The sequence below is a fragment of the Nafulsella turpanensis ZLM-10 genome, from assembly GCF_000346615.1.
Classification (GTDB): Bacteria; Bacteroidota; Bacteroidia; order Cytophagales; family Cyclobacteriaceae; genus Nafulsella; species Nafulsella turpanensis.
The window spans coordinates 154,253-178,781 of record NZ_ANNU01000002.1; the positions used below are offsets into that span (position 1 = coordinate 154,253).

Here is a 24,529-nt window from a genome sequence, read left to right on the forward strand (position 1 = left end):
AAATGGAAGAGATTTTTCAATACTTTAAGGAATTTGGTTTAGGGATATTCGATATCCTGAATGCTCCTTTTGCTACTTTAGGATCTACCGAAATCAGCATTAACTCGCTGATTTATTTTATCTTCTCCATTTTTCTGCTGCTTTTTGTCGCTAAAAAAACGCGGCAGTTCCTGGTGAACAGGATTCTCAGCAGGACAAAACTGGACACGGGTATCAGCCAGTCTATTGGCACCATTGCCCGCTATACCATTATCATCCTCGGGCTGGTTATTATTTTCCAGTCTGCCGGCCTGGATCTTTCTGCCCTGGGTGTTATAGCCGGTGCTTTGGGTGTGGGTATTGGTTTTGGCCTTCAGAATATTACCAACAACTTTATTTCTGGTCTTATCATTCTGCTGGAGCGCCCCATTAAAGTAGGCGATAGGGTGGAAGTGGGAGATACCAACGGAGATGTGGTTAAAATAGCTGCCAGGGCCACCACCATCATTACCAATGACAACATCTCTATCATCATCCCTAATTCAGAATTTATTTCGAACAGGGTAACGAACTGGAGCCATAACAACCGCATGGTCAGGTTTCGCTTTCCTGTAGGAGTGGCGTATAAAGAAGATCCGGAAAAAATAAGAGAGCTTTTACTCGCCGTCGCCTCCGAGCTGAAGGAATTTTAAAAAGCCCTGCTCCCAGCCTTATGTTTACCGCTTATGGCGACAACTCCCTCAACTTTGAATTGTGGGTCTGGACCATTAAGTATACCAACAGACCTCAGGTGTTAAAGAGCGAGCTTTACTTCCGCATCTTTAACGCTTTCAAAGAGAATAGCGTGGAAATTCCTTTCCCTCAGCGGGACCTCCACCTTCGCTCCGGATTCGATAAGCTGCAGTAAATACCCTGTTGCGGCTAAGCAGCTCCTCTGCAACCCGCTTTTCTTCCTTCCGTATAATAGGATATCATTTTTTGTTTAATTGAAATTTTTTAATTATGGAAGATAAATCAAATAATAAAGTGGAAGCTGTAGATGTGCTTAATCACCTGCTGGAAAGAAATTATGATGCAGAGAAGGGGTACAAGAAAGCAGCCGAAGATATTGACAATTCACTGCTTAAGGATTTCTTCAGAGATTATTCAGGCCAGCGCTATACTTTTGGCCATGAAATAAAAGAAGAAATTCGCCGAATGAATGGCGAGCCCGAAAAAGGAAGTAGTGTAAAAGGTGATTTGCACAGAACCTGGATTGACGTTAAAAGCCTGCTGACAGGTAAAGACAATGAAGCAGTGGTAAAAGAGTGTATTCGTGGGGAAACCACTGCTCTGGAAGATTATGAAGATGCCTTGCGCCGTACAGACCTTCCGCCAACAACACGCGAAGTTGTGCAGCGTCAGCACGACCAGATTCAGGGAGCGGTAAACCGCCTGAACCAGATCCAGAACACGCTGAAATAGAGAAACAGTAAGCTGATTGAAATCCAAAACAAAATCAGCAATCAACTATCGCAAAGCTCCGGAGTAATTTCCGGAGCTTTTTGCTTTTTAGGTTCTTCCATTCAAAAAACAGGCTCCCCGCCTCCTATTACGGCAGATATGATTATATTTGCCTCCTGACCATTTGCTCTGTAATATAATTTGAATTCACACATGAAGGACCTGATAGCTGAACTGCGCTGGAGAGGCATGATCCAGGACATGACTCCCGGAACCGAAGAACAATTGAAAAAGGAAATGACCCATGCCTATATTGGCTTTGACCCTACTGCCGATTCGCTGCACATTGGCAACCTGGCCACTATCATGCTCCTGAAACAATTGCAGCTGGCCGGCCATAAGCCGTATGCCCTGGTAGGCGGTGCTACCGGCATGATTGGGGACCCTTCCTTTAAAAATGCTGAAAGAAACCTCCTCGATGAAGACACCCTCCGCCACAACCAGGAAGGTATTCATAAGCAGCTGCACCGCTTCCTTGACTTTGGGGAAGCCCCCAATGCAGCTGTAATGCTCAATAATTACGATTGGTTTAAGGAGTTCAGCTTCCTTGGCTTCCTGCGCGATGTAGGAAAGCATATTACCATTAACTATATGACCTCGAAAGATTCGGTTAAAAAGCGCCTGGAATCCGGCCTTTCCTTTACCGAGTTTTCTTACCAGCTCCTGCAGGGCTATGACTTTTATTACCTGAACAAAAACATGGGCATAAAACTGCAAATGGGAGGCTCCGATCAGTGGGGCAATATTACCACCGGAACAGAACTTATCCGGCGCATGTCAGGCGGAGAGGCGCATGCCCTCACTACCCCCCTTCTCACCAAAGCCGATGGCACCAAATTTGGCAAATCGGAAGGTGGCAATGTCTGGCTGGATCCGGAACGGACCTCTCCTTACCAGTTTTACCAGTTCTGGCTCAATGTGCGCGACGAAGACCTTCCCCGCCTGCTTCGGGTATATACCTTGTTCAGCGAAGAAGAAATTATAGGTCTTGAGCAGAATCCAAACCCGAATGAAGCTAAGCGGGAGCTGGCCCGGGAGGTAACCACACGGGTACATTCCGAAAAAGAATACCTGCAGGCGGTAAAAGCCTCCAACATCCTCTTTGGTCGCTCCACCGTCGAAGACCTGCAGGACATTGATGAGAGAACCCTCCTGCAGGTATTTGAAGGAGTTCCGCAGGTAAGTCTTACCAAAGATGCCCTCTCGGCAGCCCAGGATTATGCCGAACTGCTGTCGGAAACCACCCAGGGTCTTATTTTCTCTTCAAAAGGTGAAGCCCGCCGAATGATCAAGGGAGGAGGCGTTAGTATTAATAAAGTAAAAGTGGAAGATGCCAACCGTACGCCTGAGACTCATCTTCTCCAGGGAAAATACCTTTTAGTGCAGAAAGGAAAGAAAAACTATTACCTCATTTCCGTAGTTGAAGGATAAAACATTTTAACCTAAATGCCTTATTAGCCTGAAAGTACATTACCTGCAAGTGCTCCAACAGAGGTGGTTCTGTACCCAGGAGAGCAAAGAGGCCTGTTTTATCACTTTTACCCAATGGAAGATTTACCAAGGATAGATGAGCTAAAGAAGTTTCTTTTTGTCATTAATCCTATTGCCGGTGAGCGTGATAAAGAAGAATTTCAGTCCCAGATTGAAGAGCTGAGCTTAACTTACAACTGGCTGTACAGAATTTATCTGACAACCGGTGAAGATGATGCAGAGCAGATAAAGGAGCTTCTGCAACATTTTAATCCAGAGCTTGTAATTGCCGTAGGAGGAGATGGAACCGTAAATATGGTGGCTGAGCTTTTAGCCGGCACTAAAATAGCTTTAGGGATTGTACCTGCCGGCTCAGGAAATGGCTTATCTAAAGATTTAAATATTCCGCAAAATGACCAGGACGGGGCATTTAACCAGCTCCTGCATGGCCATATTGCCATGATAGATACTTTATGGGCCAATGAGCATTTTTTTATGCACCTGGCCGACATTGGCTTTAATGCCCATATCGTGAAGCTGTTCAGCAGAAGCAAGAGCAGAGGACTACTTACCTACATTCGCTTTGTACTGAAGGAATTTTCCAGCTACCCCACGAATTATTACGAAATTGAAACAGATAACGGGAGCTTTAAAGGAAATGCCTTTATGATTACGGTAGCCAACTCTAATCGATTTGGTAGTAATCTCACCATAAACCCGGATGGAAACTGGTCGGACGGGCAGTTTGAGGTGGTCATTATTAAGCGGTTTCCTAAAAAGGAGGCTTTTATGCTGTTCTTCCGCCTGCTAACCAAAAAGATTAAGTTCTCTCCCCACTGCATTATTTTACGCTGCACCAGGGCCACCATCCACTGCGAAAAGAAAAAGACCCTGCAATACGACGGAGAGGTAGCTGGCAAGGTTACCAAAGTAGATTTCAAAATAAAGCCCCGCAACCTCAGGATTATCGTTCCTTAAGCTGCGAGGCTATCCTATTTTAATGCGACCTGAACCTATCCCGCTTTTACCACGGAAGGAGATTTGTAGGTCATATCCATCCGACTTATGTCAACGCCTTTTTCCGGGTATTTTCCTTTTATCTGATCGTAAAACTCCAGGATCTTCACCATGTCGGCCTGTAAATCGCCCGATGGAAAAATTACAGGACCAATGCCGGCATGTTTTTTAGAATAGTCGAGATAGCCGCAAACAATCGGTACCTGCGCCCGAAGGGCCACCTGGTAAAAACCCGTTTTCCATTTCTTCACAAACTTACGGGTAGCCTCGGGGGTAACCATAACCACCAGCTCGTCGCGCTCATTAAAAAGTTTGGCCATGGCATGCACCATACTCCCCTGCCCTCTGCGGTGGGCTTTGGTTTTATCGCGCTCAACAGGAATCGCTCCCAACCATTTTAATATGATATTGAGCGGAAAGTAGCGCATCATTTCTGCCTTAATCGTATAGCGCAGCGGTATACCCATGATGTAAAAGGCCGTACGGGCATAAAATAAATCCCAGTTACTGGTATGCGGACCGGCAATCATCACACACTTTTTCACATCGGCAGGCAATTTCCCCACGACTTTCCAGCCGGTAAGGGTAAAAAGAAAATGAGCAAGAGGTTTTAGCATAAATCTTTTCTATCTCTACAGTAATCTTTGTTTCTATAACAATTAAAGGCTCCAATTGTGACCATAATCAAGAACTTTTATTCCAGCTCTTCCATAATTACCGGCATTTGCTCCTTTATCCAGGCATAGCTTTGAGTAAAAATTTCTTCTGTTTTCTTAAAATCAAATACCTTTACCTTCTTCAGGAAATCAGGCTCCAAAAATACATCGCAAAGTCCTTTTCTTTGCTCTACATTGGCATTAATTGTCAGAAGAAAAGTTCTTTCCATCAATCCTTTAATGTGGAACTGGCTAAAATCTTCATCGACCGGATTGGTATGAATGCCCAAAACCTTATCACAACTCCATTTCAGCGGCTCTACGGGGAGGTTATTGATAAGACCTCCATCAATATATAACTCCCCATCTACCTTTACAGGATGGAAAATGACCGGAAGGCAACAAGACGCAAGCACTGCAGCTTTAAGCGGTCCTTTGGAAAAGAAAGTGGTCTTTCCCGAGCGGACCTGCGTAGCCGCCACCACCAGCGGCACCTTCAGTTCTTCGAAAGTTTCTGGCAGGTGTGGCAGGCAAAAAGAGAGCGCCTTTTCCACATCCAGCAATCCACGAAAGCTAAAAGCAGGTCTGATAGCAGAAAAGATCTGGGTTTGAAGCAAGAGCTCCAATATCTCTTCCGGCTCCTTTCCGGCGGCCAGTAAAGCTGCGGCCAGGGCACCTGCACTGGAGCCGGTGTATTCGCCGGCCATAACCCCCTCTTCCTGCAGGCCTTTAATAATACCCAGGTGGGCTATGCAACGAATGCCCCCACCAGATAAAGCGATTCCTAATTTCATTCGCTTACAGATCTGCCAGGCGAAAGGTCTCTTTCAGTCTAACTCCTTTTTCAGTATGCTGTACGGTGCAGCATTCGTTCTCCGGATCATGCTCAAAGAACAGCACCCATTCCTCATCGGCTGCCTGCTGCAGAATCCGCTCTTTTTCTTCCAGAGTTAAGAGGGGGCGGGTATCATAGCCCATTACATAGGGCAGAGGAATATGACCAATGGAAGGCAACAGATCGGCCATGTAAACAAGGGTTCTTCCTTTATACTGAAGCTTCGGAAGCATCTGGTGATCGGTATGACCATTTACATACAAAACCTCCATGCCCGGCAGGGGCATCGGTTGATCATTGGAAATAAAATGAAGATGCCCGCTTTCTTCCATCGGAAGAATGTTTTCTTTTAGAAAGGAGGCTTTTTCCCTGGCATTCGGGTGGACTGCCCACTCCCAATGTTCTTTATTGCTCCAGTAGCGGGCATTCTTAAACACCAGCTCTAACTTTTCCTTATTATCATCAACATAGGCCACTCCTCCGCCACAATGGTCGAAGTGGAGGTGGGTAAGAAACATATCGGTGATATCGGCCGCCGCAAAACCAGCCTTGTGCAGCGACTTATGCAGAGAGTCCTCTCCATGAAGGTAATAATGGCTGAAGAATTTGGCATCCTGTTTATCTCCTATACCATTGTCAATCAACATAAGCCGGTTACCATCCTCCACCAGGAGGCAGCGCATAGCCCAGCGGCACATATTATTTTCATCGGCCGGATTGGTTCTTTGCCACAAAGCTTTTGGAACAACCCCAAACATGGCACCCCCATCTAATTTAAAATAACCTGCATTGATAATGTGTAGCTTCATAAGTAAAAAATAAGTTTTTACAATTCCCCTAGTAGGCCTTTTTGCTTTAAACAATAAAAAACCACATAAAGAAGTTTATGTGGTTTTGAAAAGTCTATTTTATTTTACTAACCGGTGTATACTCCCATGGAAGAAAATTTCTCTATCCGCTGGTCCACCCGCTCTTCCGGGCTCAGCTTCTGCAGTTCCTTCAGCTGGCTTAGAATTTCTTTTTTAACACTCTGGTAAATGGCTTCCGGATCTGTATGAGCACCTCCCAATGGTTCTTCGATGATACCATCTACAAGCTTAAACTGCAACATATCCTGCGCCGTAAGCTTAAGTGCCTCTGCTGCCTGCTCTTTAAAATCCCAGCTGTGCCAGAGAATAGATGAGCAGGATTCCGGCGAAATAACAGAGTACCAGGTATTTTCGAGCATCAGCACACGGTCACCAATGGCCACTCCCAGAGCTCCGCCCGAGGCACCTTCGCCAATTATAATACAGATTACAGGCACTTTCAGCATAAACATATCCCGGATATTCCGGGCAATGGCTTCACCTTGCCCTCTCTCTTCTGCTTCCATACCAGGGAAAGCACCAGGAGTGTCAATCAACACCACAATGGGCTTTTTAAATTTTTCTGCCAGCTTCATCAGCCGAAGGGCTTTACGGTACCCTTCCGGATTCGCCATTCCGAAATTACGCATTTGCCGCTGTTTGGTATTCCGGCCTTTCTGCTGCCCAATAAACATAAAGGACTCCTTTCCCACGAGACCAAAGCCTCCTACCATGGCTTTATCATCGCCAAAATTGCGATCGCCATGCAGTTCTACAAACTCATCGGTGATACTGTAAATATAGTCCAGGGCATAGGGCCTGTCGGCGTGCCTGGAAAGCTGTACGCGTTGCCAACGGGTAAGATTTTGAAAGGTATCTTCCTTTAACTGCTTAATCCGGTTTTCAAGGGATTTTACGGCATCACTTACATCTACATTGCTCTCCTGAGCAAGTTCTTTCATATCTTTCAGCTTCTCTTCGAGGTCAGCTATGGGTTTTTCAAATTCCAGGAGCATGTACTTTTTTTATTTGGTAAGACAATAAATGGCTTAACGGGCAGTAAAATTATTAAAATATAGCCGATTTAACGATTGATAAACAAATTTTTTACACAATTTTAATAATTAGCCATTGTAAATCAGTTTATTGCGAAATGTACAGAAAAATATTAATCCATACATTTGCATAGTAGGCCTAATGCGTATACTTTTGCATCACCTTACGGAAATGACCGGGAGGAAAAATTGAAGGAGCGGTAGTTCAGTTGGTTAGAATACCTGCCTGTCACGCAGGGGGTCGCGGGTTCGAGTCCCGTCCGTTCCGCATTGTTTATTGATTTATTTCCGGAAGAATCTCCAAAGTATTGGAGCGGTAGTTCAGTTGGTTAGAATACCTGCCTGTCACGCAGGGGGTCGCGGGTTCGAGTCCCGTCCGTTCCGCTTAAAAGCCTCTACATTTAGTTGTAGGGGCTTTTTTTATGTTTTTTTGATATCCTTGAAACCTCACACATTCTTTACAAGGTTTTTTCCTTACAGGAATGACCTGCGTGGGTGCTCCAGGCCAACAGCAGGCTTACTGCTATCTGACATCAAATGTACCCGCTCCAAATTAAGCAACCCTACTCCTTATAAGTAAACCTTAAAAGTTGTTCCTTCACCTAAAGAACTTTCTACTTCAATTTTACCTCCCCCATCTTCCACCATTCTTTTTACAATGAACAGCCCCACTCCTGTTCCTTCTACATCCTTGCTTATTCTGGTGTATCGGGTAAAGATCATTTCCTGTTTATCTTCAGCAATACCACGTCCACTATCCCGAACGGACATGAGTATGTAATCATTTAACTTTTCGGTTTTAATTAATATCTCAGGTGTTCGGTCTGCTGCCCTGTATTTTATGGCATTACTTAAAAGATTATAATCGATACCTCTGATATTCTTTTTCGAAAACCCTACTGCGGATACATTAAATTCAGTAATAATTCATGCATCAGTTTCCACGATTTTATCTTTCAATGAAAGCTAAGCATCTTCAATAACCTTCTCCAAAATTGATTTCTCTACTTCTTCTGCACGAGCGGTGGTATCATTGCTGGTACTGATTTTTGTGGTAAGGTCGCCAATGCTTTTTCTGAGGTTTCCCACAGATAAACTTAATACATTAATGATGGATTTTGCGTCCTCCTCTTCCGTTTTTGAAGCATCTTCAAAAGCTTAATCAATCCTTCTATGTTGGCAAGAGGACCTTTAAGGTCGTGAGAACAGGAGAAATTGTCATTTTAAGCTTTGTTAAATTAGAGCCCCTCCAGTCTCACATGACTTGAACACCTCAGCATTCACCATTATTCGTTCCTGAAGCCGTTGCAACATAATATTACATGAGAACCCACCATCCCGGGCAGGGCTATCTCCACAAATTCCATATCTGCCTTTACACCTAAGGACCTGAGTCATTGAATATAAAACAGTCCCGGCAAAAAGATGTCAATCACCACAAAAGCACAAAAAAAATAGATTTATTACCTTCCATTGGTATAGCTCCTCAATAGCAGTAGTATTGCAGTTAACCATCAACAAATTTTATTTAAACATGAAACAGCATTACACCAGCCTTCTCTGTCTTTTTGCTCTTTCCCTGTTCCTTTTCTCTTCCAGCTGTTCCCCGGAAGATGAGCCTAAACCTGAGCCTGTAACAGGAACTTCCATGGAATTTACCATTCTAAATAATGACGGAAATCCTGTTGAAGGAGCGCTGGTTAAGCTGTATGATTCCGAGGAGAACTATCTTCAGGAGAGCGAAAGTGCATTAGCAGGAAGCGGGACCAGTGACGAAAACGGAAAAGTAAAGCTTAGCGGGCTGGATCCCAAAACATACTACTTCAGTGTAACTTATGGTACGTCTACTTTTTTAACCAATTGGGACGGCATAGTTACCACCGAAGAACCATTAGAGGAACTCAAGATAAACACGCTCAGTGTCGTGATAAAGGAAAGCGTTCTGGGATACATAGCCGGCTACCAAAAGAGCTGGATCCTTGATAAAATTTATGTTGGCGAGCAGGATTATACTCATCAACTCCCTGCCTGCTCCCGTGATGGTCTGATGACCTTTACGAAAAGTTTCCTGCACCACCATGACGAAGGAGCTACCAAATGCGAAAGTACAGACCCGCAGGAAAAATCCGGCCATTTCTCCATAAACGGTAATTCCATTACCACCGTATACGAAGATGGAGACGATGTAATTATTAACATTCTGAGCATGGGTAAGGATAAGCTGGAAATAAATGGCCCTGACCTTCACCCGGATGCAAGACTGATATTTAAGGCTGTTTATACGCAATAAAAGAAGGCACCTTAGATTATACGTTTCTTCAGTATTTGAAGCCCCACCCATACCTGGCTGGGACTTTTTGCTTATTAATTAATCCCGGCCTTCCTCCGCTAAAACTCCCGTCTCTGTCCTTTTTTCGCCACTTCCCTGTCCTTTTAAGGCAGGAATTGTTAACTTTACCTAAACCAACCAGCAAAAATGATGAATGACCTTTTGGAGAAAGCCAATGAACTTTTCAGGCAGGAACAATATGAAGATGCTATTACCCTTTGCCTGCAGGTACTCCAGCAGGAGCCTGAAAATTTAACAGCTCTTACCTCCATTAGTGCAGCCTATGTAAAGCTGGAACGCTTTGGCGAAGCCCTCAACTATTTTAACACTGCAATTCAAATTCAACCTAACAACCCTGTTCTCCACAGTGAAAGAGGAGTGGCCTACTTTTTAAATGCCCAGATAGAAGAAGCATTAGCCGACCTTGACCTGGCCCAAAAGCTTGATCCGGAAAACCCCTACCGCTACAGTAGCCGGGCCTTTGTAAAGGATAAGGCAGGCGATCCGGAGGGAGCTATTGCCGATTATAAAAAGGCCGTAGAGCTCGATCCTGAAGACTCTGTCTCCTTCAACAACCTGGGACTCATCCAGGAAAAACTAGGGCGTCGGGAACAGGCAAGCAAAAGTTTTACGAAAGCCGATGCACTGGATGGAAACATCGTTCAACAGGTCGACCCGGCAAGGATACAGGCACAGTACGCGCCCACTAAAAGGAAAAGACGACCCAGAGTAAATATGAGACAGTATGGCTCTGTGGCCCGTTCGGTGCTAACGACCCGTTCAGGCTTCAGGGACTTTGTTTCCTTTTTATTTAAAAAAAGAGCCCGTTAAGGGCAAAATCTTATTTACATAACTTAAAAAAGGCAGGGCTATTTACCTACTCCCCGGCAGGTTCCGGTGAAATGGGTGGCAGCTCTATTTTAAAGGTTGTTCCTTTATACATTACACTGTAAAGCGTTACCCGCCCCCCCAGCTTTTCAACTGCATTTTTCAAAATATACAATCCAAGACCTGAACCACTGGAACGCTCATTCCCCCTGAAGAACATATTAAAGATTTTAGGCTGAATATTGCTGTCAATGCCAATTCCATTGTCAGACACTTTGATAATAATCCGGTCTGATTCTTCTTTTTTTCGGATTTCTACCTTGACAAATGGATCCACATCCTGCCGCTTATACTTGATGGAATTCTCCACCAGGTTCTGGAAAATTACAGCCAGCAGACGTTCATCACTAACAAAACCTCTTATATCTTCAATATCGCGCTGAAAAAACATATTCCTGCTCTCTGTCATCCCCTGCATTTTGCTGAAGATGCTGCTCACCAGCTCTCCCAAATTGACTTCGGAAGGTCTGAATTCACTTTCCTTGATTTTGGTTAGTTCAATGAGGGTAAGGGTAATGGTATTTAAGCGAAGTACCTGACTATTATACATATCAAAGAGCGAGCAGGCTTTTTCGCTAAATTGTTCATACTGCACCAGGTTGTACAAACCCATTAAGGTAGCAATAGGACCTCTCAGGTCGTGCGAGGCCCTGTAGACAAAAGTATCAAGTTCATTGTTCTTGAAAATCAGGTCCTGCTCAATCTTCTTCTGTTGCGATATATCCCTGATAATGGTGGAGTAACTTTCCACTTCCCCCTCATTATTCTTATGCGCAATAATTACCTGCGATACCGGTACTTCCGTTCCATCCCAGCGAATGTACTGGTTCTGTCCGTCCCAGGTTCCGTGAATGGCAGCATGCTCAAGTTCTTTTTTGGTAAGTCTCCGGGCATGCTTTGGCGACTGAAAATGGCTGAACGTTTTGTGAAGCATTTCTTCCTCTTCCTTAATTCCAAAAAAGGATTTTCCGGCTTTGTTCAGGTAAGAAATACTGCCATCGACATGAGCGATCCCCACAATATCCGAAGTGGTTTCAATAATGGCATCCAGCTGATTCTTTTTCGTTTCGGTCCGCCTGATTTCTGTAATATCCTGAACGGTGCCAAAAAAACGGAGAGAAAACGGCTGTTTATTTATTTTAATGCTGAGGTAAATATGACGGATATCGCCATCGGAACGGACAATTCTCAGCTCTGTTTGTTCGGTAAAAGAATCGTCTGCAGATTGCGTGGCCCTGTTTACAACCTGACGATAATGCTCATAATCGTCCGGCAGGATAATCTCTTTGCACCTGTCAATGCTAATAACATTCCCTTCCTCTATTTCCGCAGTGCTTCCTATTATTTCAAGCACCTCGTCACTCACTATAAAGCATTGGAGAGAAGGATCAAACTCCCAGGTACCAAGGTTAGCCAGGCGAAGAGCATCGGCCAGCTTAGCTTCACTGCGCTTCAGCTCCTGGGTGCGGGTATCTACTAAACGTTCCAGGCTGGTACGGTACTCTTCCAGCTCCTGTTCGGTAAGACGCAGGTAGGTAATGTCCTGGCTGGTGCCATAAGCTTTTGCTATACGACCATCTTCCCCTATCTCGAGACGAACACTTGCCAGAATATGCACAATTTCTCCATCTGTGCGCCTGATTCTGTAATCGATTACCTCCTGAAAGTCTTCACTACAGCTTTCCAGTGCCGCATCAATCACGAAGCGAAACTTGCCCAAATCATCCCTCACTACAAACTGCTCTACGAACTCTCTTCCCGACAATCCTTTCTTCTGCGACTCAGGGAACCCCAGGAGACCATTAAATTCCGGATTAAGGATAACCTGGTCTGACAGGAAATCATACTCCCATGCCGACAGCCGCGTTACTTTAAAAGCATCCTGCAGTTTTCTTTCACTTTTTTGCAGCTGAAGCTGGGTTTTCTTTTGGTCGGTAATATCTCTGGCTGTCGTTATCACGGTATTTACCTTCCCCTGTTCCCCAAATTCAGGAATCAGGTACCAATCAACCCATCTCCCTGTTGGCAGTTGCAGGTCGAGCCTGTGGCTTTCTCCAGAGTCAAATACTTTCCGTAGAGCCTCCTTACACTGCCGTGCAAATTCAGGCGGAAAACCCATTTCTGCATGTGTTTTTCCAATAAATTCCTCCTCCTTAAAACCAATCTGCCCTTCGACCTGCGAATTAACAACCAGGTGGCGATAAGCCCTGTCGAACTGCATGATAACATCAGGAGAATAATTCGCCAGCAGCCTAAAGCGCTCCAATGACTTTTTTAGTGCTTTCTGACTTCTCTTCAGGTTTTTATTTTCCTTTCGAAGACTCTCCAGTTCAATGGCCGACAAAGTGGCTGAAGGGTAATTCTGTGCCAGACCATGAAGGTTTACAGGGCGGAGCAACAATCGGCAGTAGTTCTCCCATTTTTCTTTCCCCTCTTCTTCCTGCAGATTAACCTGAAATAAAACCTGCTTCCGTTCTTTGGTGAGAAAGACAAGGCTTACCTCCTGCCGAGCCCCCTTTTCTTCCTGCAATCTCTTAATCCAATGCTCTGCTTTGGCAGGCTCCCCTAATCCATTTTCAGAATAAACAAGTAAGTCCGCCAGGGAAGAAATCTCCATTAGCTCCTGAATGCTGTAACCAAGGCAAGAGGCTGCTACAGAATCGGCAAAAACTATTTCGCCTTTCTGGTTCACCTTTATCTCGCCCACAGGTTGTGACGGGATGGAAAATGTGAGAGACAACGGAGAGCGATGCCCATTCTTCTCCTTTTCACTCAATCTCCACTTACATTGGTACACCACCTCTCCTTCCTGCTCCTGTTGCAGGGCAAGAACTATTACTTCCGCTACAAAAAGCTCCTCCTGCTGATTTTTACAAAGGAAGGTATCTTTGCCAACGCCTTCATCATGAGCCTGACGAATTATTTGATGAAACTTTTGCAGAGAGGGAACACCGTTTGCCTGCTCCGCTGGAAAAAAGTTTTCTAAACGGGCATTTAAAAAGCTAAACCTGTCTTCGAAACCAAAAAAATCAAGAGCAGCCCTACTTCCTTCCAGCACTTTTGTACCGACAAAAAGGATTATAGGATCAGAGGATGACTGAATAATATGGATGGAATCCTTTTTCATTTTACAAGGAAAGCAGCAAAACCTTAGATAGTATGAACAAAGGGGGAAACGAGCACTGGAACCAGCAATCTTTTTTCATTGAACTTCTCCGTTTCAAACTTAGCCTTTATTTGGATATGTAAGTTTAACACTTTTATTGAACTTTTTACCAGAACTCTTCTTTTTTATTTTAGTCTACACTCACTTCTTACCCTAATAAAAGCCATTTATTTTTATAAGTGAAGGGAATAATTAAATTGTATAGCCGGAAGGTTCAGCCACTTTGTACAATTTGCTTCCTCTGCTCAACATGTACTTTTTAGGGAGAATTAAGCACAACAAACTTTAAAATGCAGTTAACCAGAATATTCCGTATTTTTGAATTTTCATCAAAACAGGAGGAAAGTGGCCCGAACTATCGCCACCAACTGATCCTGGAAACCCTTATCGTTTAAGCTATATGATGCAGAAAAAGTCTCTGAAAATGATCCTGCTCCTCTTATTCATGAGCAGTGGTATCTATGCCCAGGAAAAAGAGCGGCCTGAGCTAAGTGTTCAGCAAATAATGCAGGACCCAAAAATTTGGATTGGAACCGCTCCTTCCGGCCTTGAGTGGGCAGAGGATGGCCGAAACCTTTTCTTTTACTGGAATCCGAAAAAGGCAGCAGGCGATTCTTTATACAAAATTAACCTCCGGAGCCGAAAAATAATGGAAGCGGAGCCAGCAGAAGAGCAGTTTATCATGGCCCGTGAAGTGGATACCGACCCCTCCGGCCGTAGAAAGTTATATATTCTGAAGGGACAGTTGTTTGAGCGGGATCTTAAAAGCAACCGCAGGCACATGCTTTACCAGACCCTTAACAGTATTAGCAGTGCTAAATACGATAAAGAAGGCCAGGATATTTTATTTGTGCAGGATGATAATTTATTTAAGCTCCACCGCCCTACTGCTGCCCTTGAACAACTAACGGATTTTCGTGCCGGAAAAGCCAAGGAAGAGCCTACCCCTAAAAAACAGGACCAGTGGCTTGAACAGGATCAGTTGGCTAACTTCGAAGTCTTGCGGCAGCGGAAGGAGCGTAGAGAGCAGGAAGAGGCATATGAAAAAATGCAGGAACCCAGCAAACCGCTAACCATATATACCGGCGAAAGTCAGGTAAATGATATCTCGATTAGTCCTGACGAACGTTTTATCACTTACCAGCTAACAGATGAGGAGGACAACAATTCAACTGAGGTTCCAGATTATGTAACTGAATCGGGTTATACCGAAATGTTGCAGGCGCGCCCAAAAGTTGGCCACGAACAAATGCAGGTGGAATTTGGCATCTATGACAGACAGTTAGATACGACTTATGTTTTGGAGGAAGAGGACTTACCAGGCCTTGATAAGCTACCGGAGTTTGCTAATGAATATAAAAAAGAATTTGAGCGCCTCCAGGAGGTAATCGTTCATGGACCTCTGTATCCGGAGAATGGAGCGAACAAAGCGCTCATCGAAATCCGCAGCCTTGACAATAAAGATCGATGGATTGCCCTTCTCGATTTAGAAACAGGAAAACCAAAAGTTTTGGATCACCAGCGTGATGAGGCCTGGATTGGAGGGCCTGGTATTGACTGGCTGTTTAGCATGGGCGAAATGGGCTGGATGCCCGACGGGCAAAAAGTATGGTTCCAGTCGGAAGAAAGCGGCTATTCACACCTGTACACCGCTGATATCCAAAATGGCAAAAAGGAGCAGCTTACCTCCGGAAAATTTGAGATTTATGAACCCCAATTATCGGAGGATGGCAAAAGCTGGTATTTCCATGCCAATAAAGTTCACCCGGGCGAACGGCATTTTTACCGCATGCCGGCTAAGGGAGGAGAAGTGGTTCAGCTTACGGAAATGGAAGGCAGAAATGATGTTGTCCTTTCCCCGGACGAAAAGACGCTAGCCATTTTGCATTCCTTTGCAAACCGACCGCCAGAAATATACATAAAACCTGCAAAAGCAGGCGTAGCCGCCGAAAAAGTTACTGAATCACTTACAGAAGAATGGAAAGCCTACCCCTGGAGGGAGCCTGAATTCATTACTTTTACAGCCAGCGATGGAACAGAGGTGCCTGCCCGCCTGTACCAGCCCGAAGGAGGCTCTGAAGGTAAACCTGCCGTTGTGTTTGTTCATGGTGCAGGCTACCTCCAGAATGCCCACAAATGGTGGAGCTCCTATTTCAGGGAATATATGTTCCATAACCTTTTAGTCGACAAAGGCTACACTGTGCTGGATATTGACTATCGTGGCAGCGCCGGCTACGGGCGCGACTGGAGAACAGCCATCTACCGCCATATGGGCGGAAAAGACCTGAGCGACCAGGTAGACGGAGCCAAATGGCTGGTGGAAGAGTTAGGAGCAGATCCTGAAAACCTCGGGATATACGGTGGCTCCTATGGTGGTTTTATCACCTTAATGGCCATGTTTACCCAGCCGGAGGTATTTGAGTCAGGCGCAGCCCTCCGATCTGTTACAGACTGGGCACATTACAATCACCCCTATACCAGCAATATCCTGAACGAGCCCTATGCCGACAGTCTGGCCTATGCCCGCAGCTCGCCTATTTATTTTGCAGAAGGATTAGAAGGGAATCTTTTAATTGCTCACGGAATGATCGACACAAATGTACATTTCCAGGATGTGGTGAGACTCTCTCAGCGGCTTATTGAGCTGGGAAAAGAAAACTGGGAGCTAGCAGTTTATCCGCTGGAAGGCCATGGCTTTGTGGAGCCAAGCAGCTGGACGGATGAGTACAGCCGTATTCTGAAGCTCTTTGAAGAAACACTTAAAGATAAAGCCCCTGTCCCTGAAGAGGGGTCTAACTAAAACACCGATACCTCATATCATAAAATGTTGCTACGGCCCTAGCTGTAGCAACATTTTTTTTTGTTATGCCTCAACATCCTTTCGGCTTCCTTTTTCCATCACAAATTCCGGCCATTTCTCTCAGATGGATATCTGTTCCGTACTCAGTTATAGCAAAGAGGTTAGCAACGCTTCATTAAAAATGATTTCTAATGGAATGTTCTCCTTCTACAAATTGCCAAAGTTAAAGGATGGGGCGACTGATCAGGTGAAGTTTGGTATAGGAAAGTTTATCGAAAAATTTTTCAAATTAAACGAAACAGGTAATTTATTACATCATCCTGTTTATGGATTTCCAGTTCGCTAGCAAGCTAAAAAAGCATTTTTTCCCGGTTTCTGTGGTTACAGATCAGAAAAAAAAGTGCTTAACATTAATTATCTTCTCTGTCAAAGGACCTAAGAATGATGTTTCAGCTTTTCCTGCTTCGAAAGTAATATTCCGTCACAGCAAAACTTAAACTAAAATTGGATTTATCATGCACAGGCTTTCAATCCTTCATGAACTTCTATATTTTTGATTTTGCTGGAAAAGCAATCCTGTAATTCCTTTTAAAGCGATTCATTAAGAATGTGTTATTTCAAAAAGTTCTGCTTCCTTTTCTCCTTCTTTATTCTTTCCATTTCTGCAGAAGCAGCAGAACCTGATTCTATTATTATAAAAACCTTTAGTGCCGGAGATTACAAGGCAACTTCCATCAATTATTCAGCCGTTGAAGGTGAGGATGGTGTGGTATATTTCGCAAACGAGAGTGGAGTTTTAGCTTATGATGGCAGTGAATGGACACTTATTTCAGTAAAGGACTTTTCAGCAGTTACGGCACTTTTGGCAAAAGATGAGAGAATTTTTGTAGGGGCTGGAAACGAGCTTGGCTATATCGAGCGCAATGCAGAAGGGGTATATGAGTATACCTCCCTGCGCCATCTTCTGGAACTGCCAAGAGAGGAATCGGTAGGCTTTATCTGGCAGATTGTTTCTGTTGGAAAGGATATTTATTTTTCTTCCATGGAGATGCTGCTGCGTTACGATGGCACTGATATTCATAAAATTGATGTGAAGAAAGCTTACATCTTTGCCATTGGTGAAAAGCTGTTTGTTTCCCCTGCTGAAAAAGGACTCGCCCTTGTGGTAAAAGATTCCCTCCATACGGTCAATAAAGAATTCTCTTTAAAAGATGATAATGCTTTTGGATACCTGAAGGGTTTAAAAGGAGAACAGCTGCTGGTAACGGCTGATAATGGAATTTTTGAAATCGACACCAGCACCTATAAAACCAGGCCATGGAAAGGAAAGGAAAATGATTTTTTAAAAAAGAATTCTGTCTATTTCGGACTCACCTGGCAAGACAGCCTTTATGCTTTTTCCACGGCTAAAAGCGGACTTTTCTTCCTAAACAGAGAGGGGGAAATCGTTAAATCTTTCAATAAGGAGAATGGATTAACAGGAACCTATCTGCGTGAAATGGTGACAGATAAGCGGGGAAACCTTTGGGTTACTTCAGATTCAGGACTTAATTATCTTCAGCCTTACTCTTCCGAAAATGACTCCAGCTTGTTAAAAACGGTTATCCGTTCCGTATCCGGTAACGAACAAAACCTCCCTTTTTCCTCCAGAGAGTCTGAACTGGTTCTTGGGGAAGCCTTTACAGGCACCGTTGTTTTCCATTATGCCACCCCCGGCTTCCACAAAGACGAACTGGAGTATAGTTATTTCCTGGAAGGTTTTGAAGAAGGCTGGTCCAACTGGAAATCTGATGTTAAAAAAGAATATACCAACCTCAATGGAGGTTCTTACACATTTCATGTAAAAGCCCGTTATAAAGGAAAAACAGAATCTTTAAAAGCTTCTCTTCCTATAAGCATACCAACACCATGGTTTAAAACCACTCCAGCTTTCATTCTCGGCTTTCTTCTTCTTTCAACAGTTATTTTATCGGGAGTACATTATAGAACAAAAAGGCTGCACCTGCTAAACAAGCGCCTTGGCAAAATAATCAGCAACCGTACCCAGGAATTGGTCGAGCAGAGGGAGCAGCTAAGGGCTACCAACAATGAACTCCGTATCAAGAATATAGAGCTAGACAACTTTGTCTATCGCTCCTCTCATGACCTGGTGGCCCCTTTAAAATCCTTAAAAGGACTCATTAATGTGGCCCAGCTAGAGAAAGAAATTGGGAATCAGGAAATTTACTTCAGGTTGATGCATTCCAGTGTTGACAAGCTGGAGGACTTTATTAAAAGTATAATGGAGTATTCCTCCAATTCGAAAAAAGAGCTGGTAAAGGAAAATATTGACCTGAACCTAATCCTGGATTGTATATTTGAAGACCTGAAGTACTACAAAAGAATAGAGAAAATAGATCTCATCAGAAATATAGAGGAAGGTACCCGCTTTTGCACTGATTCAAAAAGACTAAAGATTATACTGAGCAACCTCATTACCAATAGCATTAAATACCACAACTACCAGCAGGATAAGCCCACCATTGAAATAAAATCTCAGCTGAAGGATGAAGATATCCTGATCCATGTCATTGACAACGGAAGGGGAATAGAAGAAGCCTATCTTCCAAATATTTTTGATATGTTCTTTAGAGCTACGGACAGTGCTGAAGGCTCTGGTCTCGGGCTTTATATTGTTAAGGATACCGTAAAGAAATTAGGAGGCGAAATAAGTGTGGCGTCGGAATACAGGAGAGGCACTACCTTTACCCTGCGTTTTCCCAGGGAGTGTACATGAAATTTTTCTTCCGTTACCACTATAAATGTTTAAGGGCAACAACCATTAAAAGGCTGGTTACCGAAGGCTTTACAAGAGGACGCGCTCTTTTTTCTGACCTGTTTCAGAAAAAAGAGCTAATACAATCAGTTCTATCATTGCTCAGCAGTCCGGCATAAAAAACCGCCGAACCCTTTGGATCCGGCGGCTATGAATGGAGAAGTTTTTAGTTTAAAGGCTAAGCCATTTCTAAAATCTTCATATTACTTCTTAATAATTATAAACTCTACCCGCCGATTCAGCTTCCGGGTTTCTTCACTGGCATTACTTGCAATAGGCCGGGTAGGCCCATAGCCCTTTCCTTCTATCCTTTCTTCTTCTATACCACGGCTTATCAGGTAGTTTTTAACTGCTTCTACCCTATCGCGCGACAGTTTAATATTAGCTTTGGAGCTCCCCTGGTTGTCTGTATGGCCGGTTAGCAAAATTTCCATTTCAGGATTTTCCTGCATCAATTCCACCACCTCGTCGAGTGCAGCATTTGACTCTTCAAGCAGGAAGGCGGTACTTTGGCGAAACATCACATTATCAAGCCGAACAGTTTCACCTACTGTAATTGGCTTTAAATTCAAACGGAGTGTTTGAAGCCCTTCGTTTACCTGCACTACAGTGTCGACCGGAAAAAATCCCTGAGTTTGCGCCTTTACCAGGTATGCTCCTGCTTCAGGCAAACTCACTTTAAATGTTCCGGAGGTGGAGGTTTCCTGCGAAAAATCCCCTTCCACACTGCTCAGCTGAATTTTGGCAGGCAAGCGGCTACCATTCTGAGCCCGCACCTCTCCTTCCAGATCAAAAGATTGCTTTACCAGTACGGTAACCTCTTCTATAGAATCTTCTGCAGCTGCCACAATCTTTTCTGCTACAAAAGGTTCTATTACCTCCTCCATTGGGGTTTCTTCGGCCAGTACAGGTAAGCTGTCTTCCTGCTCCGGAATCCTTATTTTTTTAATATCGCCAAAGCCTTCGCTATTTTGGGTGGAGGAGTAGTAAGCCCACTTTCGGTCCGGTGCCTCAGCATAGTATAGGTCAGCACCGGCGGAGTTTACCTGCGGTCCTAAATTCTCCGGCTTGCTCCACCGCTTCCAGCTGCCGTCTAACCTTCTGCTGCGAAAAATATCCATACTGCCCGAGCCACCACGGCCATTGCTAGCAAAATATAACGTCTGCCCGTCTGCTGCGAGCCAGGCACTCATTTCCTGCTTGGGTGTATTAATATCAAGTCCTAAATTCTTGGGTTCGCTCCAGCTGCCATCCTGCTGCAAAAAACTCACGTACAGGTCTTCTAACCCATAGGTACTGTAAGATTCCAGCGCCAGTAACATCACTTTTCCATCCGGAGAAATGCTGGCATCCTGGTATTTTGCTCCATTAAAAAAATAATGGATAGTAACAGGCTCTGCCTTACCCCCGCCTACGGGCATTTTAAATATCCCGGACTGCCGCTTCCCTTTTGTTTCAGGATTATAGGTCTGGAAGTACAGATCTTTTCCATCTGCAGAAAAACCAATTACCATATTTACCTGGGAGGAATTGATGGCCCCACCAAGCTTTTTAACGGCTGCCCATTCGCCTGGAGCCTTTACCTTCGCCTGCCACACATCTCCCTTATCCCGGCGCCCCCCACTATTGAGGGGATGGTTGCTGCGGGTAAAATAAAGCTGCTGCCCGTCGGGCGAAAAAACAGGCTTAATTTCATTAAAGCGACTGTTTACTACTGTATCCGGCACAATAGCTTCCGCTTCCTTTTGAGCATGTGCTCCATGGGCAAAAAACAGGGTGGCCGACAGCAAGGGGCCATAAAAATGAGTGAATTTTTTTTTATTAAAAATCATACACAATTTAATCAATATCCTGATGAGGTTTGCGAATTTATACAAATAGGTGAAATTGGCTGCCAACCTACTATATAATTCTTAGGGAATCAAATTATTGTTCCTCATTACCATAATTTTATCTTCCGCCATTTGTAGAGCTGATAATCAGGGGGTTTGCAAAACCGGAACAAAACCTGCTACTTTGCATTCCATTCCAGAGCAAAGCAAAGTATATACATGAAATTTGAAGGGACCGACCATTACATTGCCACTCCAGACCTGCAGATAGCGGTGAACGCTTCCATTATCCTGGAAAAGCCCCTGTTGATTAAAGGAGAACCCGGAACGGGCAAGACGCTTTTAGCCTTTGAAATAGCCAAAGCATTGCAAAAGCCGTTACTCACCTGGCACATTAAGTCTACCACCACGGCACAGCAGGGACTGTATGAGTATGATGCCGTTAGCCGCCTGCGCGATTCGCAGCTGGGTAGCGATAAGGTGCATGAAATTGTCAATTATATCAAAAAGGGCCGCCTTTGGGAAGCCTTTGAGGCCGAAGAGGCTCCTGTACTGCTGATTGATGAAATTGATAAGGCGGACATTGAATTCCCCAACGACCTGCTTCAGGAACTCGACAAAATGGAGTTTTACTGCTATGAACTTCAAAAGACAGTTGTTGCCCGGCAGCGCCCCATCATTATTATTACCTCCAATAATGAAAAAGAATTACCCGATGCTTTTCTGCGGCGCTGCTTTTTTCACTACATCAGTTTCCCTGATATCGACACTCTTAAACAAATAGTAGATGTGCATTACCAGGGATTGGAGGAGCGCCTGCTGGAAAGGGCACTGGAACTTTTTACAGAAGTGAGGGAAAGCCGCGGGTTGAAAAAACGCCCTTCTACCAGCGAACTCCTTGACTGGATACGTTTACTGCTGGCGGCAAAAACAACGGCCGAACAGTTAGAGCAGGTCGATTTACAACAGGAACTCCCTCCATATGCCGGTGCCCTGATTAAAAACGAACAGGACCTACAGCTACTGGAGAAGCAAATTCATTACAGCCGAAGGTTTTCTTAAGTATGCTGCTCCACTTCTTCCTCATTTTACGAAATAACCAGCTAAAGGTAAGCCTGCGTGAGTACCTCGACCTGCTCAAGGCATTGGAAAAGGAGGCGGTGATGCCTTCCATCAATAACTTCTATTTCCTTTGCCGAACGGTACTGGTAAAGCATGAGCAGCAGCTGGACCTTTTTGACCGGCTGTTCGGCGAAGTTTTTGGGCAACTTCAGCAGTGGGGCGAAGAAGCTTTTGCTGAAATTCCGGATGAATGGCTGCAAAAAAACAGTCTGAAGCAACTGACAGAGGAAGAAAAAGCAAAGCTGGAAGCCTTTGGCGGACTGGAAGCCTTAATGGAGCGCTTCCGCAAGTTAATGCAGGAGCAAAAAGAAAGACACGAGGGAGGCAATAAGTGGATTGGCACCGGGGGCACCTCTCCTTTCGGAGCCTGGGGCTACAACCCTGCAGGGTACCGTATCGGCCAAAATGAAAGCCGGCACCGCAAAGCGGTAAAAGTATGGGACAAAAGAGAATTTAAGGAACTGGACGACTCAAGGGAACTGGATACCCGCCAGTTTAAAATGGCGCTCCGCCGGCTGAGGATGCTCACCCGCGAAGGGCAGGCCACAGATTTTGACCTTGAGGAAACTATTCGTCGTACCGCCCGCAGCGGAGGCCTGCTCGACCTGGCATATACCGTTCCTAAAACCAATCAGGTAAAGGTATTACTCCTGCTGGATATTGGCGGCTCCATGGATGAGCATATTGCCTTATGCGAGCAACTCTTTGCCGCTACCCGCTATGAGTTTAAGCAGCTGGAGCACTTTTACTTCCATAATTGCCTTTACGAAAGGGTATGGAAACAGGAAGCCCGCCATCGGACAGCCATGCTCTCTACCGAAACATTATTCCAGTCCTATGGTCGCGATTACAAGGTTATTGTGGTTGGGGATGCCTCCATGTCTCCTTACGAAATTTTATATAAGGGAGGAAGTGTGGAGCACATGAATCCGGAACCTGGCCGCTACTGGCTCAGTCGTCTGAAAGAACATTTCCGAAATTGTATATGGCTTAACCCTGTTCCTGAAAAAGAGTGGGATTTTACTGAGAGCATTGCCCTTATTCAGGAGCTGTTTCCTGAACAAATGTTTCCGCTTACCCTCTCCGGCCTGGAAAAGGGTGTAAAAACCCTGCAGCAGCATTCATAAATCTCCTTTACTTCCAGATAAAATTTCTGGCCTTTCAGCAGGAGCAACTCTTTCCTGCCAATTATTTTCTTCCGTACCTTTGCCCTTATGGCACAAGAAACAGAGCGTAAATTCCTGCCCCTTTACCATTGGAAAGAGCGGGTTAAGGACATAATTGGCGAAGAGATCCGGCAGGGTTACCTGAATGAAGACCCCCACCGGACCATCCGCGTGCGGATTAAAGGCAATAAAGGCTTTTTAACAATAAAAGGAAAAACGGAAGGCATAAGCCGCCAGGAATTTGAATATCCGATCCCACAACAGGATGCCGAAGGCCTTCTGCTTCTTTGTAAAGGACCGCTAATTGAAAAACGACGATTTACCTTTATGGAAGGACCGCAGCAGTGGGAAGTAGACGAGTTTTTTGGCGATAATGCAGGGCTAGTTATAGCCGAGGCAGAACTGGAGCATGATTTGCAGGCGCTGGAACTCCCGGAGTGGATAGGTGAAGAAGTAAGTCATGATCCTCGTTATTATAATTCTCAGCTGAGCCAAAAGCCCTTTGGCAGCTGGTGAAAACATCTTTTTCAGCTAAATTTGCAGCGCCATCAAACCCTTTAACAGCATATGAAAGTAACAGAAGAAAATAAGTTAAAGAAGATTATCATTATCGGCGACCGGGTTTTAATTAAGCCAAAAAAGGAGGGTAACAGAACCAATGGTGGCTTGTATTTACCGCCAGGCGTACAGGAAAGAGATCAGGTAAGAAGTGGGTATGTTATGAAAACCGGTCCCGGCTATGCCATTCCTTTGCCCGCTGATGAGGATGATGAACCCTGGAAAGAAGCCGAAGAAAAAACAAGATATATTCCGCTACAGGCAAAAGAAGGCGACCTGGCTGTCTTTCTTCAGAAAGGCGCTTTTGAGGTAGTGGTGGAAGGTGAAAAATATTTTGTAGTTCCTCAGGCAAGTATCCTCCTGCTGGAGCGCGATGAAGATTTGTTTAGCTAGCTTTTGCGAAAGAAAAGCATTTGTTCAATCGAACAGAGTAGGTTGTGGAGGGAAAAGCATGGGGAGATTAATATTGAGTGAATAATGGCTATTCCAT

Annotated in this window: 21 protein-coding genes and 2 tRNA genes; 15 read left to right on the forward strand and 8 right to left on the reverse strand. The window is 44.6% G+C overall.

Annotation, left to right across the window (positions count from 1 at the left end):
* Nucleotides 1-2 precede the first annotated feature (2 nt).
* From F752_RS23270 to F752_RS0100900, 5 genes are all read left to right on the forward strand, one after another.
* Nucleotides 3-671: a mechanosensitive ion channel family protein gene (locus tag F752_RS23270; protein ID WP_323754863.1), complete on the forward strand. Its 669-nt coding sequence runs from the start codon at nucleotides 3-5 to the stop codon at nucleotides 669-671.
* 20 nt (nucleotides 672-691) lie between these two features.
* On the forward strand, nucleotides 692-886 hold the full coding sequence (locus tag F752_RS26920) for a hypothetical protein (protein ID WP_323754864.1): 195 nt from the start codon (nucleotides 692-694) through the stop codon (nucleotides 884-886).
* Nucleotides 887-981: 95 nt separating this feature from the next.
* Nucleotides 982-1,443 carry a ferritin-like domain-containing protein gene (locus F752_RS0100890; protein WP_017729835.1) on the forward strand — a complete coding sequence of 154 codons (462 nt, stop codon included), beginning with the start codon at nucleotides 982-984 and terminating at the stop codon, nucleotides 1,441-1,443.
* 192 nt (nucleotides 1,444-1,635) lie between these two features.
* Nucleotides 1,636-2,913, forward strand: a complete 1,278-nt coding sequence (gene tyrS, locus F752_RS0100895; protein WP_017729836.1) for a tyrosine--tRNA ligase — start codon at nucleotides 1,636-1,638, stop codon at nucleotides 2,911-2,913.
* Nucleotides 2,914-3,027: 114 nt separating this feature from the next.
* Nucleotides 3,028-3,930, forward strand: coding sequence for a diacylglycerol/lipid kinase family protein (locus F752_RS0100900; RefSeq protein ID WP_017729837.1), 903 nt, complete (start codon nucleotides 3,028-3,030; stop codon nucleotides 3,928-3,930).
* 35 nt (nucleotides 3,931-3,965) lie between these two features.
* On the opposite strand, the gene F752_RS0100905 is transcribed toward F752_RS0100900, so the two are convergent.
* The 4 genes from F752_RS0100905 to F752_RS0100920 form a co-directional block, all read right to left on the reverse strand.
* Complete coding sequence (locus tag F752_RS0100905) at nucleotides 3,966-4,586, reverse strand: 1-acyl-sn-glycerol-3-phosphate acyltransferase (protein ID WP_017729838.1); 621 nt, start codon at nucleotides 4,584-4,586, stop codon at nucleotides 3,966-3,968.
* A 77-nt stretch (nucleotides 4,587-4,663) separates the two neighbouring features.
* Complete coding sequence (locus F752_RS0100910; protein WP_017729839.1) at nucleotides 4,664-5,419, reverse strand: patatin-like phospholipase family protein; 756 nt, start codon at nucleotides 5,417-5,419, stop codon at nucleotides 4,664-4,666.
* Between the two features lie 4 nt (nucleotides 5,420-5,423).
* Nucleotides 5,424-6,269: an MBL fold metallo-hydrolase gene (locus tag F752_RS0100915; protein ID WP_026135426.1), complete on the reverse strand. Its 846-nt coding sequence runs from the start codon at nucleotides 6,267-6,269 to the stop codon at nucleotides 5,424-5,426.
* 107 nt (nucleotides 6,270-6,376) lie between these two features.
* The gene (locus F752_RS0100920) at nucleotides 6,377-7,324 is read right to left on the reverse strand and encodes an acetyl-CoA carboxylase carboxyltransferase subunit alpha (RefSeq protein WP_017729841.1); all 948 of its coding nucleotides are present in this window, start codon (nucleotides 7,322-7,324) and stop codon (nucleotides 6,377-6,379) included.
* 233 nt (nucleotides 7,325-7,557) lie between these two features.
* On the opposite strand from F752_RS0100920, the gene F752_RS0100925 reads away from it, so the two are divergent.
* A tRNA-Asp gene (locus F752_RS0100925) sits at nucleotides 7,558-7,631 on the forward strand.
* Nucleotides 7,632-7,673: 42 nt separating this feature from the next.
* Nucleotides 7,674-7,747: transfer RNA gene (locus tag F752_RS0100930), tRNA-Asp, on the forward strand.
* Between the two features lie 186 nt (nucleotides 7,748-7,933).
* Here F752_RS0100930 and F752_RS26555 read toward each other — a convergent pair.
* Together F752_RS26555 and F752_RS26785 are read right to left on the reverse strand one after the other, a co-directional pair.
* Nucleotides 7,934-8,290 carry an ATP-binding protein gene (locus tag F752_RS26555; protein ID WP_316928859.1) on the reverse strand — a complete coding sequence of 119 codons (357 nt, stop codon included), beginning with the start codon at nucleotides 8,288-8,290 and terminating at the stop codon, nucleotides 7,934-7,936.
* A gap of 39 nt (nucleotides 8,291-8,329) precedes the next feature.
* Entirely contained in the window at nucleotides 8,330-8,452 is a 123-nt protein-coding gene (locus F752_RS26785; RefSeq protein WP_017729843.1) for a hypothetical protein, read from the reverse strand.
* A 445-nt stretch (nucleotides 8,453-8,897) separates the two neighbouring features.
* Here F752_RS26785 and F752_RS0100945 point away from each other — a divergent pair, with 445 nt between their 5' ends.
* Nucleotides 8,898-9,653, forward strand: a complete 756-nt coding sequence (locus F752_RS0100945) for a prealbumin-like fold domain-containing protein (RefSeq protein ID WP_017729844.1) — start codon at nucleotides 8,898-8,900, stop codon at nucleotides 9,651-9,653.
* Between the two features lie 186 nt (nucleotides 9,654-9,839).
* Nucleotides 9,840-10,523, forward strand: a complete 684-nt coding sequence (locus F752_RS23280; RefSeq protein WP_017729845.1) for a tetratricopeptide repeat protein — start codon at nucleotides 9,840-9,842, stop codon at nucleotides 10,521-10,523.
* A gap of 46 nt (nucleotides 10,524-10,569) precedes the next feature.
* Here the strand turns inward: F752_RS23280 and F752_RS0100955 are convergent, their stop codons facing one another.
* On the reverse strand, nucleotides 10,570-13,707 hold the full coding sequence (locus tag F752_RS0100955; protein WP_017729846.1) for a PAS domain S-box protein: 3,138 nt from the start codon (nucleotides 13,705-13,707) through the stop codon (nucleotides 10,570-10,572).
* A 439-nt stretch (nucleotides 13,708-14,146) separates the two neighbouring features.
* On the opposite strand from F752_RS0100955, the gene F752_RS23285 reads away from it, so the two are divergent.
* Both F752_RS23285 and F752_RS25120 read left to right on the forward strand, forming a co-directional pair.
* The gene (locus F752_RS23285) at nucleotides 14,147-16,546 is read left to right on the forward strand and encodes a S9 family peptidase (protein WP_017729848.1); all 2,400 of its coding nucleotides are present in this window, start codon (nucleotides 14,147-14,149) and stop codon (nucleotides 16,544-16,546) included.
* A 607-nt stretch (nucleotides 16,547-17,153) separates the two neighbouring features.
* The gene (locus F752_RS25120) at nucleotides 17,154-19,322 is read left to right on the forward strand and encodes an ATP-binding protein (protein WP_017729850.1); all 2,169 of its coding nucleotides are present in this window, start codon (nucleotides 17,154-17,156) and stop codon (nucleotides 19,320-19,322) included.
* Nucleotides 19,323-19,564: 242 nt separating this feature from the next.
* Here F752_RS25120 and F752_RS0100985 read toward each other — a convergent pair whose 3' ends face one another.
* Nucleotides 19,565-21,193, reverse strand: a complete 1,629-nt coding sequence (locus F752_RS0100985; protein ID WP_017729851.1) for an OmpA family protein — start codon at nucleotides 21,191-21,193, stop codon at nucleotides 19,565-19,567.
* 219 nt (nucleotides 21,194-21,412) lie between these two features.
* Between F752_RS0100985 and F752_RS0100990 the strand changes: the two genes are divergently transcribed.
* The 4 genes from F752_RS0100990 (at nucleotide 21,413) to F752_RS0101010 (ending at nucleotide 24,432) form a co-directional block, all read left to right on the forward strand.
* Nucleotides 21,413-22,255, forward strand: coding sequence for an AAA family ATPase (locus F752_RS0100990; protein WP_017729852.1), 843 nt, complete (start codon nucleotides 21,413-21,415; stop codon nucleotides 22,253-22,255).
* Nucleotides 22,256-22,257: 2 nt separating this feature from the next.
* The gene (locus F752_RS0100995; RefSeq protein WP_017729853.1) at nucleotides 22,258-23,442 is read left to right on the forward strand and encodes a vWA domain-containing protein; all 1,185 of its coding nucleotides are present in this window, start codon (nucleotides 22,258-22,260) and stop codon (nucleotides 23,440-23,442) included.
* A gap of 87 nt (nucleotides 23,443-23,529) precedes the next feature.
* Nucleotides 23,530-23,997, forward strand: a complete 468-nt coding sequence (locus F752_RS0101005) for a CYTH domain-containing protein (protein WP_017729855.1) — start codon at nucleotides 23,530-23,532, stop codon at nucleotides 23,995-23,997.
* A gap of 51 nt (nucleotides 23,998-24,048) precedes the next feature.
* Nucleotides 24,049-24,432: a co-chaperone GroES gene (locus F752_RS0101010; protein ID WP_017729856.1), complete on the forward strand. Its 384-nt coding sequence runs from the start codon at nucleotides 24,049-24,051 to the stop codon at nucleotides 24,430-24,432.
* The last annotated feature ends 97 nt before the right edge of the window (nucleotides 24,433-24,529 follow it).

Excerpts from the sequence above, each read along its gene's own strand:
- F752_RS23270 (WP_323754863.1), top strand. The coding sequence starts at position 3 with ATGGAAGAGATTTTTCAATACTTTAAGGAATTTGGTTTAGGGATATTC.
- F752_RS26920 (WP_323754864.1), top strand. The coding sequence starts at position 692 with ATGTTTACCGCTTATGGCGACAACTCCCTCAACTTTGAATTGTGGGTC.
- F752_RS0100890 (WP_017729835.1), top strand. The coding sequence starts at position 982 with ATGGAAGATAAATCAAATAATAAAGTGGAAGCTGTAGATGTGCTTAAT.
- tyrS (WP_017729836.1), top strand. The coding sequence starts at position 1,636 with ATGAAGGACCTGATAGCTGAACTGCGCTGGAGAGGCATGATCCAGGAC.
- F752_RS0100900 (WP_017729837.1), top strand. The coding sequence starts at position 3,028 with ATGGAAGATTTACCAAGGATAGATGAGCTAAAGAAGTTTCTTTTTGTC.
- F752_RS0100905 (WP_017729838.1), bottom strand. The coding sequence starts at position 4,586 with ATGCTAAAACCTCTTGCTCATTTTCTTTTTACCCTTACCGGCTGGAAA.
- F752_RS0100910 (WP_017729839.1), bottom strand. The coding sequence starts at position 5,419 with ATGAAATTAGGAATCGCTTTATCTGGTGGGGGCATTCGTTGCATAGCC.
- F752_RS0100915 (WP_026135426.1), bottom strand. The coding sequence starts at position 6,269 with ATGAAGCTACACATTATCAATGCAGGTTATTTTAAATTAGATGGGGGT.
- F752_RS0100920 (WP_017729841.1), bottom strand. The coding sequence starts at position 7,324 with ATGCTCCTGGAATTTGAAAAACCCATAGCTGACCTCGAAGAGAAGCTG.
- F752_RS0100945 (WP_017729844.1), top strand. The coding sequence starts at position 8,898 with ATGAAACAGCATTACACCAGCCTTCTCTGTCTTTTTGCTCTTTCCCTG.
- F752_RS23280 (WP_017729845.1), top strand. The coding sequence starts at position 9,840 with ATGATGAATGACCTTTTGGAGAAAGCCAATGAACTTTTCAGGCAGGAA.
- F752_RS0100955 (WP_017729846.1), bottom strand. The coding sequence starts at position 13,707 with ATGAAAAAGGATTCCATCCATATTATTCAGTCATCCTCTGATCCTATA.
- F752_RS23285 (WP_017729848.1), top strand. The coding sequence starts at position 14,147 with ATGATGCAGAAAAAGTCTCTGAAAATGATCCTGCTCCTCTTATTCATG.
- F752_RS25120 (WP_017729850.1), top strand. The coding sequence starts at position 17,154 with ATGTGTTATTTCAAAAAGTTCTGCTTCCTTTTCTCCTTCTTTATTCTT.
- F752_RS0100985 (WP_017729851.1), bottom strand. The coding sequence starts at position 21,193 with ATGATTTTTAATAAAAAAAAATTCACTCATTTTTATGGCCCCTTGCTG.
- F752_RS0100990 (WP_017729852.1), top strand. The coding sequence starts at position 21,413 with ATGAAATTTGAAGGGACCGACCATTACATTGCCACTCCAGACCTGCAG.
- F752_RS0100995 (WP_017729853.1), top strand. The coding sequence starts at position 22,258 with ATGCTGCTCCACTTCTTCCTCATTTTACGAAATAACCAGCTAAAGGTA.
- F752_RS0101005 (WP_017729855.1), top strand. The coding sequence starts at position 23,530 with ATGGCACAAGAAACAGAGCGTAAATTCCTGCCCCTTTACCATTGGAAA.
- F752_RS0101010 (WP_017729856.1), top strand. The coding sequence starts at position 24,049 with ATGAAAGTAACAGAAGAAAATAAGTTAAAGAAGATTATCATTATCGGC.